We start from the raw sequence: 16750 nt of genomic DNA on the forward strand, positions 1-16750 counted from the left end.
GAATAGTTAATTAAAATCGCGTAAATGTTAAATAAAAGTTGTGATTGCACGCTTGTTTGATGAGATTAAATGCTGCTGACTGAGTTTAATTTGCTACTATCAGCGAAATAGATTGAGTCAAAGAACTCAATACGCAGTAAAGAACAGTCATGAGGGAATATATGAAAGCAGTTGAAGCGAATTTTGATGGCCTTGTTGGGCCAACGCATAACTACAGCGGTTTATCGGTAGGGAACATCGCCTCTAAAAATAATAAATCCGGCGCATCGAACCCAAAACAAGCAGTAAAGCAAGGCCTAGAAAAAATGAAGGCTCTGCATGATATGGGCTTTACTCAAGGGGTGTTAGCGCCACAAGAGCGTCCAGACATTCATACTCTGCGTCGTTTAGGTTTTTCTGGTTCAGACGCAGAGGTGTTACAAAAATCTCATCAATATTCACCACAACTACTCGCTGCGTGTAGCTCAGCCTCAAGCATGTGGACAGCAAACGCAGGTACGGTTTCTCCAAGTGCTGATACCTCTGATGGCAAAGTTCATTTTACTCCTGCTAACTTAATTAATAAATTTCACCGTTCAATTGAAGATGAAGTGACGGGTAATATCTTAAAAGCCACGTTTGCGGATGAAAAACACTTTGCTCACCATGAAGCGTTGCCTCACAGTGATTACTTTGGTGATGAAGGTGCAGCAAACCACACTCGTTTTTGTAATGAATATGGCGAACAAGGCGTCGAGTTTTTTGTCTTTGGTAAAAGTGCGTTTGATGAGAGCTACCTTGCTCCGAAAAAATACCCAGCACGCCAGACATTGGAAGCGAGTGAAGCAATTGCACGAACGCATGGTTTACGCGAGCAATTTACGGTGTTTGCACAACAGAACCCTGATGTTATTGACCAAGGTGTATTCCATAATGATGTTATTGCTGTTGGTAATAAGAACACCTTATTTTGCCATCAACAAGCATTTTTGAATCAAGAACAAGTGAAGTTAGAGCTAAGTGCTTCTTATGGTTCTGACTTTAATGTTATTGAGGTTCCAACAGATAAGGTATCGGTTCAAGATGCGGTTGAAACTTACCTATTTAATAGTCAATTAATCACTAAACCAGATGGGACTACCTTGATCATTCTTCCACAGCATTGCCGTGAGAATCCAAGAGTATGGGCGTATCTAAATGAGCTTGTAGAGCAAAAACGTGGCATTGATGAATTGCATACCTTTGATTTAAAACAGAGCATGCAAAATGGCGGTGGGCCAGCGTGTTTACGTCTACGTGTGGTGTTAAATGAAGCAGAGCAAAAAGCCGTCAATCAGCATACCTTGATGAACGCTCAGCTATTTACAACGTTAAATTTGTGGGCTGATAAGCATTACCGAGATCGTATTGAAGATAAAGATCTTGCGGATCCACAATTGTTATTGGAATCGCGTGCAGCATTGGATGAGTTAACACAAATCATGCAGTTAGGCTCGGTGTATCCTTTCCAAAAATAAGTGATTAATGGCTTTAAATCAGATTATGCTTAAGCGAATTAAGTCGTAGTTAAGTATAAATTTGATATAAAGCCATTTTTTATTCTTCAATTTAGCTTATAGAGTAAAAAAGTGAGATTCTAACGCTTCATAATCCTGGTGTTGATTGAGTGTCAATAACCACTCCTTTTGGCTGTTTTCTATTTTATTACTAACAATAAATGCAGCCTGTAAGTGTGAATTAGTCAGCACGATTTGACGATATTCTCCTTTTGGCTCTAGTATTAGTTTTTTATCAATCTTATTGTTTTTATTGGCTAACAAATTACTTAGTTGGATTATTAGTTCTATTGTGTTCAGTGCGCTAGCAATGCGATATAAATAGCCATTTGGTATTTTCTCTATCACCCAATAATCAAACTTTACAGTGTTTATTTTAGTCTTAGTGATAAATAAGGCTTCGCTCTTGTGTTGCCATGCTTTGATATTAACAGGTGTGTGTTTGAATTCCGGTTGGCCTGATATCTCATCTACGTAGGGGTTAATTAATAGGCAAGGCTTGCTGTTTTTAGCCGTTGAACTGTTCCAATGAATTGGCATAAACAGGGAGGACTCAGTAATGTCGTCAGTGATTTTTACTCGTGCTTGAATTTCACTGTTTACATTGTAAATCGTCGCTATATGGTCGTTTTCGAGTTGATATGCCTTTGCTGTATTAGGATGAATTTGCACAAAAGGCTCAGGAGCGTGAGAGGCTAATGTTTCTGATAATCCAGTTCGGCTCATGGTGTGCCAGTGATCTCGTGTTCTTCCCGTATTTAATAACAAAGGAAAAGTAGCCGTTGTGGTTTGTTGAGGAGGTTGATAGTTTACTGCAATAAAATGAGCCTTTTTATCTGCAGTATAAAATTGCCCATCAGAAAATAAACGCTGATGCTCAATTTTGGTTTGTAACTCTAATACCGGCCATTGCTGAGGCGATAATTCACTGTAGCCTTGGTCATCTAGCGTTGTTAAGCCAATTAAATTAAGATCTCTAGACTTATCTTTCTGCCCTAATGTGGTCATCTGTGCGTATTCTTTAAATACATCTCCTTCATGTCGATAACTAAATTGCTTTTTAAAGCCCATTTGTTGGGCAACTTGAGAGATTATCCACCAATCAGGTTTGGCTTGTTCAGGGCTAGGTAAGATACGGCGTTGACGTGAAATCCTTCGTTCTGAATTCGTTACCGTGCCTGATTTTTCACTCCAGCCTTGAGCAGGAAGCACCACGTCGGCAAATTCCATGGTATCGGTGTTATTAATACAATCAGACACCACAACAAAAGGACATTTTCTTAAAGCGGACATGATTTTTTGAGTATCAGGTAAGCTCACCACAGGGTTAGTAGCCATGATCCAAATCGCTTTTATCTTTCCGTTATCCATTGCATCAAACAGATCAATCGCTTTTACCCCTTCTTTTGTTGCAAGAGCGTCTGTTTGCCAAAAATCAGAGACCAATTGATGATGTGTTGGGTTATCAAACTCCATATGGGCGGCAAGGGTGTTGGCTAATCCACCGACTTCACGGCCTCCCATTGCGTTTGGCTGACCGGTAATAGAGAAAGGACCACAGCCTTGATAACCGATTTTCCCCGTAGCTAAATGGCAATTAAGAATACTATTTACTTTATCTGATCCCTGTGATGATTGGTTTACACCTTGAGAGTAAATGGTAATTACATTTTTATATTGGGAAAACCATTGATAAAACTGCTCTATTTGATAATGGTTAATATTAGTTACTTCTTCTATTATGCCATCACTTTCGGTGCTATGAGCTGCATTATCGAAGCCGTTAGTGTGTTTGCTTATGTAATCATGATTAAGCTTATTGTGCTTGGCAAGGTAGCTAAGTAAGCCATTGAATAAAGCCACATCTGATCCAGATTGAATAGGAAGGTGGAGATCGGCAATGTCACAGGTTTCTGTTTTACGAGGATCAATAACGACAATTTTTAGATCCGGATTATCCTGCTTTGCTGTTCGTAAGCGTTGAAATAAAACGGGATGACACCAAGCCAAGTTTGATCCGGTAATAACAACTAACTCGGCGTGTTCAAGATCATCATAACAGATGGGAACCGTATCACTGCCAAATGCACGTTTATGCCCAACCACGCTAGAAGCCATACAAAGTCGTGAGTTACTGTCGATATTAGCACTGCCGATAAAACCCTTCATTAGTTTATTTGCGACATAGTAATCTTCAGTTAACAGCTGTCCTGAAACATAAAAGGCGACAGAATCAGGACCGTATTTTTGTATGGTTTGCTGAAATTGCTCTGCAATGTGTTGAGTCACTTCAGGCCAATTACTAGTGGATAGATTATGATCTTTTCTAGCTCTTAACATTGGGTGAAGTAGACGATTATCACTCTTTACTGTCTCACCTAATGCGGCTCCTTTTGTGCATAAACGACCATAATTGGAAGGATGATCTTTATCTCCTCTGATGGTTAATGAGCCATTGGAATTCGGAATTGCTTCTATACCACAACCGACACCACAATACGCACAGGTGGTTTTTGTCCATTTATCATCACTCATCTCTATTCCTTATTAAAATGCTATTAATAAAGATAGAGCAAAGTTTGAGCCATTATTTCACTATTTCAAAATGAGTCTTTATTTAAATATAATTCTTATTATTCAGTGGTTTATTGGATGATTTGTCATGGTGTAGATTGTGGGCTCTACTAGAGTGATAACTTTAATTTAATAATTGCACTGTTTTAGATAAAAATGCACTACAAGTGAGCATTTTTAGTTATTTTAAATGTATTTATGTTTTATTTTCCCTCATGTAACTAGAGATTTTATTTATTAACGTATTGAAAATAATTGATAATTTAAATTTGTTTATCTTAATTTATCTAGAGTGGCACTCTCTTTGCTGAATGTGTTTATATACTTTTAAAAAGGATAGCCATATGAGTAAGCAAAGGATTGTTGTGGTTGGTAATGGCATGGTAGGGCATAAATTTATCGAAACCCTCTTAGCCTCATCACAAAGAGAAATAGAAATTATCACTTTTTCAGAAGAGCCGAGATTGGCGTATGACCGTGTGCAATTAACGTCTTATTTAACAGGTAAAACAGCCGATGATTTAGCACTGACAACGCATGATTATTATCAACAAAATGGGGTTAAATTTGTTGTTAATGAAAAGGTGATCCGTCTTGATTGCGCTAAAAATCAAATATTGACTAATAAAGGTCGAATTGAAAGCTACGATAAATTGATACTTGCTACAGGGTCTTATCCTTTTGTTCCGCCGATCCCTGGAAATGATCAAGAGCATTGCCATGTGTATCGGACATTGGAAGATTTAGATGCTATTGAAGCCTCAAGCAAAGAGAGTAAAACAGGGGTGGTTATTGGTGGAGGCTTACTAGGGTTAGAGGCGGCTAATGCGGTACAAAACCTTGGTTTAAATACTCATGTTGTTGAGTTTGCGCCTCGATTAATGGCGGTACAGCTCGATGAAGGCGGAGGCGCTTTATTACGTCGTAAAATTGAAGACTTAGGGGTGTCAGTTCATACCGAAAAAGCGACCACAGAAATTATTGCAGGGGAGACGTCTCGTTATCGAATGAATTTTGCGGATGGCTCCTATTTAGAAACTGATATGATCGTTTTTTCTGCAGGCATTCGACCACAAGATACATTAGCAAAAGGGACTGAAATCCAACTGGGAGAGCGAGGTGGGATTGCGATTAATGATCAATGCCAAACCTCGATTGATAATGTGTACGCTATTGGTGAATGTGCGTTATGGCAACAGCAGATCTTTGGCCTAGTTGCTCCTGGCTATCAAATGGCTAAAGTCGCAGCTAAGCATATTTTAGGAGAAGTCTCTGAGTTTTCTGGTGCGGATATGAGTACCAAGTTAAAGCTATTAGGAGTAGATGTCGCCAGTATTGGAGAAGTTCATGATAAAACGGAAGGCGCACAATCATATACTTATCATGATGAAATCGAGCAAGTGTATAAACGACTAATTATTTCAAAAGATGGTAAGAAAATTGTGGGAGCAGTACTTGTTGGCGATGCTGATGCGTATGGCACGCTACTTCAATTAAAGCAAAATGACATGCCATTGCCAGAGCAACCTTCAGTGTTAATCTTACCCAATGTAAAAGAGGATAATTCATCAGCTATCGGCGTTGAAGCCCTGCCTGATACCGCGGTAATTTGTTCGTGTTTTGATGTAACTAAAGGCGATATAAAGCAAGCGGTAAGTGCTGGCTGCACCAGTATGTCGATGCTAAAAGAAACCACAAATGCTTCTACTGGGTGTGGTGGTTGTTCTGCCCTAGCAAAGCAAGTATTAGACAGTGAGTTAAGTCAGCTAGGTGTCGAGGTGAATAACCATTTATGTGAACACTTTTCTTATTCTCGACAAGAGCTCGCAGATATTATTCGTATCAATAAGATTAGTACTTTTGATGAGGTGCTAAACAGCCACGGCTCAGGTTTAGGCTGTATTACTTGTAAACCTGCGATTGGGTCAATTTTGGCTTCTTATTGGAATGAGTACGTTCTTGAAAACCATCATGCAGAGTTACAAGATACTAATGATATTTATCTTGGCAATATGCAAAAAGATGGTACTTATTCGGTTGTCCCACGTATTGCAGGGGGAGAGATCACTCCTGATAAATTGATTGTACTAGGAGAGGTAGCGAAAGAGTTTGATTTATATACCAAGATCACTGGTGGGCAACGAGTGGATCTGTTTGGTGCGCATCTTAGTGAGCTGCCTGTTATTTGGAAAAAGCTGATTGATGCTGGATTTGAGACGGGTCATGCCTATGGTAAGTCGGTGCGAACCGTTAAGTCGTGTGTTGGTAGTACATGGTGTCGTTATGGTGTTAATGACAGCGTTGGTTTAGCGATTAAATTAGAAAACCGATACAAAGGGTTACGCTCTCCTCATAAGATAAAATTTGCAGTCTCTGGTTGTACTCGTGAGTGTGCAGAAGCGCAATCAAAAGACATTGGCGTTATCGCGACAGATAAAGGTTGGAACTTATATGTGTGTGGAAATGGTGGAATGCGTCCACGTCATGGGGACTTGTTTGTTACTGATTTAGATGAAGATACGTTAATTGCTTATATCGACCGGATCTTAATGTTTTATATTCGTACCGCTGATCGCCTGCAACGTACCTCTGTCTGGCTTGAAAATCTGGAGGGCGGATTGGAGTATTTAAGATCCGTAATTATCGATGATTCACTCCATTTAGCTGAAACGCTAGAGAAAGAAATGGCGTATAACATTAGAAATTATCAATGTGAATGGAAAACTACGATTGAAAACCCTGAGAAACTGAAACGATTCCAACACTACATCAATAGTAATGATGTGGATGAAGGAGTTAAGTTTATAAAGGCGCGTGAGCAAAAATTTCCCAAAGTTAAAAGCGACAGCTCTGCTATTGAAATCACATTGGTCGAATAAGGAATAAGATCATGAGTAATTGGATTACCATCTGTAAAATTAATGAGTTAACGCCACAATTAGGGGCGTGTGCCAAAGTCGAGGATAAGCAAGTTGCGCTATTTTACTGTAAGCGAAGTGAGCGTCTGTATGCGTTATCAAATTACGATCCGATAGGCCAAGCGAACGTGATCTCACGAGGAATGATGGGGTCATTAGAGGGTGAACCTTACCTATCTTCTCCGCTTTATAAGCATCACTTTCATTTAGAAACCGGGGTGTGTATAGAGCAACCGGATATATCGTTAACGATTTACCCTGTGCGGGTGATGGATCACCATGTACAAATATGTCTAACTCATTAAAGGACTCAATGATGACCGATAAATTTTCACTGTTTTCATTTTCAGGAAAGATGAAAGTACTGCATTTAAGCTGGATGGCTTTTTTTATTACATTCATGGTGTGGTTTAACTTTGCCCCTTTACTTAATGTTGTTAAAGAAACGCTTGGATTAAGCTCTGAGCAGATAAAAACCTTATTAATTCTGAACGTCGCTTTGACGATCCCTGCACGAGTTATTGTCGGAATGCTAACGGATAAATATGGACCGAGAGTGCTCTATTCTGCCTTACTTGCAGTCTGTTCTCTTCCTTGCTTTATGTTCGCTTTTTCTGATTCGTTTATGCAAGCAGCCATTGCTCGCTTTTTACTTGGATTCATAGGAGCAGGCTTTGTCGTCGGTATTCGTTTAGTTTCTGAATGGTTCCCTCATCATGAGCTAGGTACTGCTGAAGGCATTTATGGCGGCTGGGGTAACTTTGGCTCTGCCGCCGCGGCCTTTACGTTGCCAACGGTTGCCTTATGGTTTGGTGGTGATGAGGGCTGGCGTTATGCAGTTGCGATCACCGGAGTAATGAGTTTACTGTTTGCTTTTGTATTTTATGCGAATGTTACTGATACACCAAAAGGCGCTACGTATTTTAAACCTGCCCATTTAACGGCAATGGAAGTGACCTCTATCAGTGACTTCTATCTGCTTTTGATTATGAAAATCCCAATGTATGCCGCATTAGCGTTGTTGGCTTGGAAATTGTCACCATCGGGCATCGATATGCTTTCAATCATGATGGTTAATGCAATTTATATCGCGTTAATTGTGATTTATTTTTATGAAGTATCGCAAGTCTGGAAGGTTAATAAAGACATATTTACTAATGATGTTGCGCCACATCACCAATACAAATTTAAGCAAGTCGCGGTATTAAACGTTTTGTATTTTGCGACCTTTGGGTCAGAGTTAGCCGTTGTATCTATGCTGCCATTATTCTTTTTAGATACGTTTGAGCTGACGCCCTGTTATGGCAGGGATGGTAGCTTCGGCGTATGCGTTCATGAACTTAATGTCACGTCCTGGAGGCGGATGGATATCGGATCGATTTGGTCGAAAACCGACATTAATGATCTTAACCGCAGGGTTGGCAGTCGGCTATTTTGTTATGGGGCAAGTTGATAGTGAGTGGCCACTATGGCTTGCTGTAGTGGCTGCGATGGCATGTTCTTTCTTTGTTCAAGCGGGTGAAGGTGCCGTATTTGCTACGGTGCCATTAATTAAACGTCGTATGACAGGACAAATAGCGGGGATGACTGGGGCGTATGGCAATGTAGGCGCTGTGGTTTATCTAACGATACTTTCCTTTGTTGAGTATCAAACCTTTTTCTTGGTGATAGCAGCAACGGCAGTGCTTGGCTTTGCAACGTTATTGTTGATGGAAGAGCCAAAAGGGAAGATCACCGAAGTGAATGATGACGGCAGCATTACACTCATCGATGTCTCTCATTAAACTAAGCTTTAGGTAGCCATCTTTGAAAGTGGCTTTTCGATGGGTAACAGCAAGGAGGCGTGTTTCATGTCGCATCAAATGATCTCTCAGCATGAGTTAGATTTACGTATTGGTGGTTACTCGACTCAAGGAAAGAGAGAGGTTAATCAAGATGCATTTATCGTTAAACACGCCTCTGTTTCTGAGCAACGATTTAAAGGTGATGTGGTTTGTATTGCAGATGGCGTCAGTTGCAGCGATAAAGGACAACAAGCGAGTCATACTTGCGTGACTCAGTTTGTTGATGATTACTTTTCAACGCCTGATAGTTGGAGTGTAAAACAATCGGCAACCAAAGTATTACTCTCGATAAATTCATGGTTGTATCAGCAACGAAAAGACAATGATCTTCATCATAATGGTTGGCTAACCACATTTTCAGCGGTGGTGATTAAATCTAATACGGCGCATGTTTTTCATGTTGGAGACAGCCGTATCTACCTTTATCGAAAAGATAAATTACAACAGTTAACACATGATCATCAACGACAAGGCGTAAGGAGGGAAGCTTACCTTACCCGAGCATTGGGGATGGACAGTAAATTAGATGTTGATTATCACTCTGTCGCTTTAAAAGAAGGCGATGTATTACTGCTGACCACGGATGGAGTTCATGATGTATTGTCTAATGAGGAGTTGAGTCTTGAGTTGTCGCAAAAGGGCATGAGTCAACTGTCATTAGAATCAATGGCGACGCATCTTTGCCATCAATCACTGGATAATGGCTCACAAGATAACGTAAGTTGTTTATTGGTTGATGTACTTCAACTGCCCAATAAGACCTCACAAGAGCTATTACACTTATTAGATCAGTGCCATATTCCACCAGTATTGAAAGTAAGCCAGAAGATTGATCATTATCGAATTGAAGAGACTATCTATTCAGGAGTTCGTAGTCATGTGTATTTAGCTACCAATGAAAAGAACGCTGAACGTTGCGTCATTAAAGCACCATCACAACAATTTAGCGAAGATAAGCCCTATCTGTATTCATATCTCAGAGAGCAGTGGATAGGAGAAAAGGTGAACAGCAAGAGAGTGATGAAAATACTGCCACGCGTGAGTGATAGTCGTTTTATCTATCATGTGTGTGAGTATATTGAAGGCATTACACTAAGACAATGGATGCGAGATAATCCGACGCCTGAGCTTAGTCAAATGCGCTTTATTATTGATGGCATTATAAAATCGGTAAGAGTGCTACAACGATTACAGATTGTGCATAGAGATTTAAAACCTGAGAATATTATGATCACTCTAGACAATATCGTCGTGGTGATTGATTTTGGTGCAGCAACAGCGGATGGATTGGAAGAAGCATTGCAAGTGTTAGGCGATACTTATCCTTTGGGCGAGCTAAATTACACCGCGCCTGAATATATAACAGGTGATAAAGCAACGCATCAATCTGATATTTATTCCATAGGTGTTATTTGTTATGAGATTTTATCAGATAAAGATCGTACTCATTGTTTGCCCTACAAGCAGATAACTCAGCAAGGATTATTGACAAGGCACCCACAACAAAGCGAATACTATTCGTTGTTATTACACAATGTAGATCTTCCAATTTGGATTGATGAAGCGATAAAGAAAGCGTGTCACATTATTCCTTCAAAGCGTTACCAACACATGAGTGAGTTTATGGCTGATTTAACCATACCAAACCCTCAATTACTAATAAACAAACGCGCCCAACCCTTAATGGAAAGAGAGCCGCTTTTGTTTTGGAAAGGGCTCTCTATTGTTCTCGGTTTAATAGTTATTATTGAGTTTGTTTATTTGATGTAATTAAAATATGTTTTCGCTTAATTATGCTTTTGAGTGAAGCACACTCATTAAATCATCGGCAAAATGATTCAATGCTCGTTCTTCAATAGTTCTAATTTTTAGCTGCTGAGAGTCACTTAGCATGTGGTACATACTCGCGGCACCAAAGTCGCCAAAGATAATATTTGCGTCTGCATCAAATAAGGTGTTATGCGCATATAAATCCCCATGACACACTTGGTTATCATGCAGGTGCTCAAACACATTACGCATTTCAGCGGTCATTTTATTAATGTGCTCTAGTGATAGTGTGAAACCATCAGGGAAAGTATCACGCGTACAGCTTTCTAAGCTTGGTGGTAAACCTAAGTTTTGGTAATGCGATGGGATCAAATTCATGATCAACGCGAGATGATTGTCTTCACTTACTTGCGCTAATGATTGCACTACGCTTGGGTGATTGCCCACTTTCAAGCATGCTTGTAATTCATCTTCAGGGTAACCGTCGCTTGTGACCTCACCTTTAAATACTTTAACGGCAATTTCTTGTGGGAAATCAGTTTGTTCTTTATTCCAACGAGCTTTAGAAATAACACCTGAAGCCCCTTGGCCTAAAACGTTTTCTAAGGTGTAACTTGAAGACGCAAGACTCGGCACTGATTTTACTTTTAAATCCGATTTACAGAATGGATTACCCGCAAAGGCAAACCACGCCAGTTTTGGTAAATCAAATAGCTGTTCTGGACATTCGATTAACTGATTTGCTGAAATACGCAGTAATTCCAAGTTGTGTAACTGGGACAGGTTACTTGGTAATTCTGTCAACTTGTTGCCTGCTAATGCCAATTTTTGCATTAAGTGGCAATCACCTAATGAGTTAGGTAATGCTTCAACTTGGTTATCAGTTAAGATCAACCAACGCAATTTTGGTGGAAAGGCATTTTCAGGAACATGCTGAATTTGACACGATTTGAATCCAATCATCTCAAGGTTTTGACACTGCGCCAGAACATCAGGGAACACAGTAAACGGGTTATTAGAAGCAAAGAAGATTTTTAGCTTGGTTAACTGGGTGATTTCTTCTGGTAGCGTAGTTAGTTGATTATTCGATAAATCTAAGATCTCCAAAGAATCAGCCAAAGATAAAATGTCTAATGGGAATTCGGTTAGGTTGTCACTTAATTGAAGTCGAGTAATACCTTGTAGTTCACCAGAGGTTAACTGAGCTAATGTATGCAAACTTATCTTCCTACTATTGAAATGTTAACGGAAATTAGCCGCAGATTGTACGGTGTTTATGCTCAGAAATCTAATAACAGTGAATCTCGATTAATGCCTAGTCATCTTAGGGGGCAAAATGTTATCCACTAATCGTTCTATCCACTAATCGTTCTATCCAGTTAAACTTTTCTGAATTCATATACTTAGTATTGTAAATTAATGCGATTTTCATCTCATGCCGCTTTAGTTTGTCTTCTACTTTAACAAGAGCGTATTTTTTAGGGTCAAGTACATCCATTAAGCTCTGTGGGGCAATAAACAGCATGTTTGAGTTTTCAAGAGCTTTCAAAATGGGATTGACTTGCTGAGAGCGGAATTCAGGTTGATTGGTAATATCTCTATCTGAGTATTGAGGCGCTAACATGGTTTTAAAGTTAAATTCAGGAACGATTAATCCGGCAAGGGGATAATTAAAAACTTCTTGAAGGTCGATAGTCTTATTTGCCATCGGATGGTTAATATTACAGATACCAGCATAAGTAAATAAACCGACCGGTACTTGTCGTAACTCTTTGGATACATCAATAGGATAATAGTTAAGAGCAAAATCGAGCTCGCCGTTAATTAAATCATCCGCAGTTGTTTGAGTAAAACTGTGGAGTTCAATGCTGACATTAGGCGCATCTTTTTTAATTGCTTGGCAGATCTGATACCCATGAGTTTCAATCACAAAACCATTCATTGCGATCTTGATTTGTCCTGTTAGTTGCTTGGGCGAGAAGCTGTCGTTCTGTAGTGTTCCTTCAAGCGCTTCGAAGATCTTAGGTAAACTGATCGCCAATTCTTCAGCTTTTGGTGTGAGTTTTAATCCGCGAGACTGCCGGATAAATAAAGGATCATCAAATTCTTCTCGGATCTTGGCTAGAGTACGACTTACTGCCGGTTGACTAGTGTTAAGCCGTTCCGCTGCTTTATTGGTGTTTTTTTCTTGCAGTAGCACTAAGAGGGTTTTAAGTAGATTAAGATCAAATTTGGCTAAATCCATTTTATGCCCTTATTGATAGATATCGATTAACTATAAACTAACGTCATTCATTAGAAATATCAAATCTGTTATATCAGAAATACATATATGCCATTGGTAGAGCGCTTCGTATTCGTTACTTTAATTGCATCAAATTTAGATGTGCCATTTTAAGGAATAAGAGGGCTTTTAAATCTAGGGATAATAAAAATTTAAAGAGTGGTGGCAATATGCAGATACACCCTACAAGTTTAGAGTTTGAAAACCTCCCTAGTGTTTATGCACTTCTCGATTCCATTGTATTTATGTGGTTTATCATTTTAGTTACGGTTGGCATTATTTCATGGGTAGCCGCTAAGATTTGGCATATTCATTCTATTCCAAAGCATCTGGCAAAAGAAAAGGGATTAGCACAGGCCAAATTGATTTTTTGGATGTGTATTTTAGGTCTAGTGTGGAAACCATTATGGGTGCTTGCAGTTCTTGCCATTGTCACCGATTGGGATAAAGTCCAAATTTGGTTTAGAGGAGCGCAATCATGAAAGAGATTATGCTGCCGTATATCTTAATCGTTTGGTTATTGTTTAAATTTAATGTCTTAAAGCGAACCGCAGGGAATTACTTTGTCACAACGTTTGTCGGTGTAATTTTAGCGCTAGCACTATTTTTTGGACATCGATTCTATTCGCCAGCGGATTTAACCAATTCGACCACAGTGAAAGCGCCTCATGCCGTATTATCTCCTTCTGTAGGCCAACATATTGATAAGATTTATATTGATCATAATCAAAATGTCAAAAAAGGTGAGGTTCTTTATTTACTCAAAGATGACAAAATCACTTCTGCCATTATTGAGGTGGAATCTGCTCAACTTGAGGTAGAAAAAAGCATTGAAGCAAAGCAAGTCGCATTGCAACAAGCGGAACGCAACCATAAACGTAATGTAGGAATGAAAGAGCATGTCTCGGTTCGTGATACTGAAGAGTCTTTAGATTTGGTTGAAATGCTTATTGCCGATATTCATGTACTTGAAGCGAAGCAACTTGGGTTAGAAGCACAATTAAAAAACCTAAATTTTGAATTAGACCGCTTAACGATTACTGCACCGTTTGATGGCATGGTGACACACATATTTATTGCTGATGGCTCTCGTATTGGTTCACTCCATTTGTGGGATACGAGTAAAAAGTTTGTTGAAATGCGTATACCAGATCAATCGTATAAAAATATTAAGCCGGGGCAATTTAGTGAGTTTTTTGTTAGTGCTTACCCTGGTGAGATTTTTAGATCAAGAGTGCATAGCGTAGTAAAAGCAACAGGTGAAGCTCAAGGCAGCTTATTACCTCAAGAGCAGTCAGTATCCAGTCATATTCAACGGGGGTCTGCACCAGTCGGCCGAACGGTTATTCTTGAAATAGATCAAGATACGATGGATATGCTACCTATTGGAGCGACAGGTTCGGCATGGATCAGTGCTGAGAAGCCACATTCAATCTTAGGGTTTATGGATATTATTGGTGGAGCGACGGTTCGTTTAACTGCGGCAAAGTCATATTTACAAGCTTTGTAGTTATACTGTTTAGTCTACATTTTAAAGAAAGCGAGTTAACTGCGGAGAGGGCAGTTAATTCGCTTTTTTTGATCCTTACTTATGATGTCGTATTACCAAGCTAAGTACTATGCACTTTTTGTTTGTTTAATTATTCTGTTTAAGTATGTGGTACCGATAGGTCTAAAATACGAATAGCCTATTACTATAATTGTCATGAAAATTATGACATAGTGGATTTTTAATGATGAAGGGAAAGTATGAAAGTTGAAGATTTAACCTTGTTTACTGTCGTCGTTAAGCTTGGTAGTTTTACTGCGGCGGCTAATGCTTTGGATCTACCAAGAGGGAACGTAAGCCGTAGAATAAGTGAGTTAGAACAGCATTTAGGTGTTTCGTTATTCTTTCGTACTACTCGACAATTATCTCTGACGCAACATGGTGAGGCTTATCATCAAAAATTATTGAAAGCGTTAGAGGCGTTAGAACAAGCCAATGATGCGGCTCAGCAGGTGTCTGATTCTCCGAAGGGTAAAATCAAATTTGGTTTACTTCCAGAAAGTAATGGCCCGTTGCAAGACATTATTTTTTCATTTCAAGATAAGTATCCAGACATTGAGTTGGATATTCGTATTATTAATAATGGTTTTCTAGACATGTACCCACAAGGATTAGATTTGGCGGTACATGGAGGGGAATTACACAACAGTAATATTATTGCGAGAAAAGTATTTGGATTGAAACGAATTTTAGTCGCAAGCCCTGAGTATCTCGCGCTGAATCCGAATATAAATAAAATACAAGATATTGAAAACTGCGATTGTGTTTGTTATCGCTGGCCAAATGGTGAAATAGAAAACCAATGGCATTTGAATGATGAACATCTACAGGTCGGGACTAAATTAACCAGTAACAGCATTGGTTTTGTGAAAAACTCCATTATTCATGGGCGTGGAATTGGCTTTTTACCGCCAATGCTTATTGGGGATGAAATACGAAATGGGCAGCTCATTCATATTTTGCCAGAGTATTGCTCAGCAAATGAGGATGTTTGGTTACTGTCACCTGAAAAAAAAGGGATCTCTCGAGTCACTCGATTATTAATTGACCATTTATTAATCGAAATGCCGAAGCTTGTATCATTGTCTTGAATTTTGAGACAGTGTTTGTCGCGTTTACTGGCTTATCTCACTCCTTTATATCTATACACTGACTCTAAAATCTTAGGAGTCAGTGATGAAAAAACAACAATTAATAAGTGTATTGGCGTTATCTAGTGTAGCGTTGGTTGGCTGTAACCAAACTCAGCCTTTGGTTGTACAAAAAACACCTCGTCCAATTGAAGTTGTAGAATTAAGCACACAACAAACTCATAGCATTAAACAATTTTCTGGTACGTTACAAGCCAGTGAGACTGCGGAGCTGTCATTTCGTGTTCCCGGTACTATTCATGATGTTTTGGTACAAGAAGGCCAGAGCATTTCTAAAGGGGATGTGATTGCACGTTTAGATCCACACGATTACAAAATATCAGTATTAGAAATTGAAGCGCGATTAAGTGAAGCAAAAGCCGCGCATCAGTTAGCGAAATCAGAATACCTTCGAGTAAAACAAGCTACAGAAGATGATGCAATAGCTAAAGTGAATCTTGATCGAGCATTAAGTGGTTATAAACGCAGTGCTGCAATGGTAAAAGTGGTGCAACAAAACCTAATCAGAGCAAATGATGCATTAGGCTATACCGAGTTAAAAGCCCCATTTGATGGTGTGATCTCAAATCAAAAATTTGAACAGTTTGAGCAAGCCATTCCGGGAATAAGCATCTTTACGTTACATCAACCAAACCAACTGGAAGCGGTGATTGATGTACCTGAAAACCTCGCGCATTTATTTCAAGAAAACCAACGTGCCAATATCAGTTGGTATCAAGAAAAACAGATTTACAGTGCCTCATTAAAAGAGGTCGGAACGCAACCTCATCCTATTAAGCAAACCTACCGAGTCACTTTTCAATTAGATGGCTTTGATGTGTCAGAAAAGCCGGCCTATTTACTTCCGGGTAAAGCCGTAAAAGTATCAGTCCCTTTTGCCTATGCAAATAATGCGTACTGTTTACCTTATTCTGCACTTATCGGGCAAAAAGACGAACAAAAAGTCTTATTGGCGAATGACCATGAAATTGAAAGTAGACACGTAGAACTGGCTTCATTAGATGCAAACCAAGCGTGTATTAATACGGGGCTAATGGTTGGCGATAAAGTCGTGGTTACGGGTGCTGATTATCTAAAAGACGGTGACCCTGTTGGTCCACTGCGCTTTGTTACTCAATAGGAGGT

11 protein-coding genes and 1 pseudogene are annotated in these 16750 nt (G+C 39.4%); 9 read left to right on the top strand and 3 right to left on the bottom strand.

Annotation, left to right across the window (positions count from 1 at the left end; genetic code table 11):
* Positions 1-161: 161 nt before the first annotated feature.
* A complete protein-coding gene (astB, locus tag ACU5DF_RS07310) occupies positions 162-1496 on the top strand; it encodes an N-succinylarginine dihydrolase (protein ID WP_446712364.1) in 1335 nt (444 codons plus the stop codon).
* Between the two features lie 96 nt (positions 1497-1592).
* Here the strand turns inward: astB and ACU5DF_RS07315 are convergent, their stop codons facing one another.
* The gene (locus tag ACU5DF_RS07315) at positions 1593-4070 is read right to left on the bottom strand and encodes a molybdopterin oxidoreductase family protein (protein WP_446712365.1); all 2478 of its coding nucleotides are present in this window, start codon (positions 4068-4070) and stop codon (positions 1593-1595) included.
* A 383-nt stretch (positions 4071-4453) separates the two neighbouring features.
* Here ACU5DF_RS07315 and nirB point away from each other — a divergent pair, with 383 nt between their 5' ends.
* From nirB to ACU5DF_RS07335, 4 genes and pseudogenes are all read left to right on the top strand, one after another.
* Positions 4454-6988, top strand: a complete 2535-nt coding sequence (nirB, locus tag ACU5DF_RS07320) for a nitrite reductase large subunit NirB (RefSeq protein ID WP_446712366.1) — start codon at positions 4454-4456, stop codon at positions 6986-6988.
* 11 nt (positions 6989-6999) lie between these two features.
* Positions 7000-7332, top strand: a complete 333-nt coding sequence (nirD, locus tag ACU5DF_RS07325; RefSeq protein WP_446712367.1) for a nitrite reductase small subunit NirD — start codon at positions 7000-7002, stop codon at positions 7330-7332.
* Positions 7333-7340: 8 nt separating this feature from the next.
* A pseudogene (locus ACU5DF_RS07330) lies at positions 7341-8811 on the top strand (NarK family nitrate/nitrite MFS transporter).
* Positions 8812-8877: 66 nt separating this feature from the next.
* Positions 8878-10641, top strand: coding sequence for a bifunctional protein-serine/threonine kinase/phosphatase (locus ACU5DF_RS07335; RefSeq protein ID WP_446712368.1), 1764 nt, complete (start codon positions 8878-8880; stop codon positions 10639-10641).
* A gap of 21 nt (positions 10642-10662) precedes the next feature.
* Here ACU5DF_RS07335 and ACU5DF_RS07340 read toward each other — a convergent pair whose 3' ends face one another.
* Together ACU5DF_RS07340 and ACU5DF_RS07345 are read right to left on the bottom strand one after the other, a co-directional pair.
* A complete protein-coding gene (locus ACU5DF_RS07340; RefSeq protein ID WP_446712369.1) occupies positions 10663-11859 on the bottom strand; it encodes a leucine-rich repeat-containing protein kinase family protein in 1197 nt (398 codons plus the stop codon).
* 121 nt (positions 11860-11980) lie between these two features.
* Positions 11981-12886 (bottom strand): LysR family transcriptional regulator, encoded by a 906-nt coding sequence (locus ACU5DF_RS07345; RefSeq protein ID WP_446712370.1) that lies wholly within the window; start codon positions 12884-12886, stop codon positions 11981-11983.
* A 209-nt stretch (positions 12887-13095) separates the two neighbouring features.
* Here ACU5DF_RS07345 and ACU5DF_RS07350 point away from each other — a divergent pair, with 209 nt between their 5' ends.
* The 4 genes from ACU5DF_RS07350 to ACU5DF_RS07365 all read left to right on the top strand — a co-directional run bounded on the left by ACU5DF_RS07350 (position 13096) and on the right by ACU5DF_RS07365 (position 16745).
* Positions 13096-13407 (top strand): Mg2+ and Co2+ transporter, encoded by a 312-nt coding sequence (locus ACU5DF_RS07350; RefSeq protein WP_446712371.1) that lies wholly within the window; start codon positions 13096-13098, stop codon positions 13405-13407.
* The gene (locus tag ACU5DF_RS07355; protein WP_446712372.1) at positions 13404-14435 is read left to right on the top strand and encodes an HlyD family secretion protein; all 1032 of its coding nucleotides are present in this window, start codon (positions 13404-13406) and stop codon (positions 14433-14435) included. The genes ACU5DF_RS07350 and ACU5DF_RS07355 overlap by 4 nt, the downstream gene beginning before the upstream one ends.
* A gap of 239 nt (positions 14436-14674) precedes the next feature.
* A complete protein-coding gene (locus ACU5DF_RS07360) occupies positions 14675-15565 on the top strand; it encodes a LysR family transcriptional regulator (protein ID WP_446712373.1) in 891 nt (296 codons plus the stop codon).
* 85 nt (positions 15566-15650) lie between these two features.
* A complete protein-coding gene (locus ACU5DF_RS07365; protein WP_446712374.1) occupies positions 15651-16745 on the top strand; it encodes an efflux RND transporter periplasmic adaptor subunit in 1095 nt (364 codons plus the stop codon).
* Positions 16746-16750 lie beyond the last annotated feature (5 nt).

The sequence above is a fragment of the Aliivibrio wodanis genome, assembly GCF_052920805.1.